This is a genomic window from Pseudomonas sp. HMWF006 (assembly GCF_003061205.1).
In the GTDB taxonomy this organism is placed as follows: Bacteria; Pseudomonadota; Gammaproteobacteria; order Pseudomonadales; family Pseudomonadaceae; genus Aquipseudomonas; species Aquipseudomonas monsensis.
In genome coordinates, this window is sequence record NZ_QAIU01000386.1 from 3,715 (window position 1) to 5,465 (window position 1,751).

General features: G+C 61.5%; 1 protein-coding gene and 1 pseudogene. Both read right to left on the reverse strand.

Features of this window, described 5'->3' with window-relative positions; all coding sequences use genetic code 11:
- Positions 1-1,412 (reverse strand): ABC transporter transmembrane domain-containing protein (locus tag DBR24_RS15890; RefSeq protein WP_256591542.1); only part of this gene is annotated, 1,412 nt, incomplete at its 3' end.
- 154 nt (positions 1,413-1,566) lie between these two features.
- Positions 1,567-1,751 (reverse strand): annotated as a pseudogene (locus DBR24_RS32365) (channel protein TolC); the annotation flags it as partial.

The window sequence follows — 1,751 nt, forward strand, 5'->3', positions numbered from 1 at the left end:
TGCTTGCCGTCGCGCTCCTGCGGCAGGCCCATCAGCGCATCGGTGCTTTTCATGGTCAGTTGCGCTTGCTGGTAGCGGGTGATCAGTCCGGCGATCTGCCCCAGTGGCGCGAGTACGCGACTGCCGAGCATGTAACTGGCGACCAGTGCACCGACGCTGAGGTTGCCGGCGATGATGCTGTAGACCCCGGCGACAATCGTCGCCATCCCGGAAAACTGCTGAATGAACAGCGTGCCATTGGTCGCCAGCGCCGAAAGGTTGCGCGCATGGCTGTCGAGGCGGGTGAGGGCGCCATGGGTGCTTTCCCATTTGTGCTGGCGCTCGCTTTCGGCACTGCACGCCTTGAGGGTCTCCAGGCCGCCGAGGGTTTCGATCAGCAGCGCCTGGCGTTCGGCACCCAGGCTCAGGCTCTTCTGCACGGTGTCGCGCAGGCGCACCTGAATCGCCAGGGCAAAGATGATCGTGATCGGAAACGCCAGCAGCGGAATCACCACCAGCCAGCCGCCGAGCAGGCCGATCACCACCAGCATCAACACCACGAAAGGCAGGTCGATCAGGCTGGTCAGGGTTACCGCCGTGAGGAATTCACGCAGACCCTGAAAGTCATGAATGCTCTGGGCGAATCCGCCGATGGTCGCCGGGCGCGCCTTCATCGACATGCCGGTGATGCGTTCGAATAAAGTCGCAGAAAGGATCACATCGGTCTTCTTGCCGGCGGTGTCGAGCAGGTGCGCGCGCACTACCCGCAGGACCAGTTCGAACCCGGTGCCGATCAGCAAACCGATCGACAGCACCCACAAGGTCGAAGTGGCCTGATTCGGCACCACGCGGTCGTAAGTTTGCATGACGAACAACGGCACCATCAGGCCTAAAAGATTGATCAGGAAACTGGCGAGAATCGCATCGCTGTAGAGCCATTTCGACAGTTTCAGGGTGTCACGAAACCACGCATGCACCCGTGGCACCAGCGGCGAACGCAAGTCTTCCAGTTCGTGGCGCGGACGGGCGAACAAGGCCTGGCCGCTGTAGTGCTCGGCGAGTTCTTCGCGACTGACCCATTGTTCGCCGCCTTCGGCTTCGCTGGGTAAAATCAGCGCCTTGCCGTCATCGCCAAAGCGCCGCAGCACGGCGGTGCGCCCGTCGTTGAGCAGCAACAGGATCGGCAGGTTCAGCGAGGAAATATCTTTCAACTCTCGGCGCAACAGACGCGCCTGCAACCCGGCCCGGGCGGCGGCGCGAGGCAGCAGGTCGAGACTCAGGCGTTGCTTGTTCAGGGGCAGCCCGGCACTCAGGCTGGCGCGGCTGACGATTGCGCCGTGGAGTTTGCAGAGGATCAACAGACCGTCGAGTAACGGATCATCGAAGCTCAGCCGCGGATCGACCCCGGAGTGGCCGGGTTCCATGCTGGTCATATTGATCGCCCCTGTAATGACTGGTCCAACCTGTGGCGAGGGGGTTTATCCCCGATGGCTGCGCAGCAGTCCCATGGATCTCATTGCTGCTCAAATCTTTGGGATTGCTGCGCAACCCAGCGGGAGCAAGCTCCCTCGCCACATGGGTTTTCGTTTATTTCAGCTCAGGCAGGCGTGCTTCGTTTTTGACTTCGGTCGCCGCAATCGCATCCGCCGGCAGCACCACCCGTTGTTTGCTCAGCAGCTGGCCCATGTTCGCCAGCACGCGGTACATCGAATATTCCTCGGTGTAGCGGATTTCGGTGTAGCGGCGGTTGGCGTTGTAGAGCTCGTTTTCAC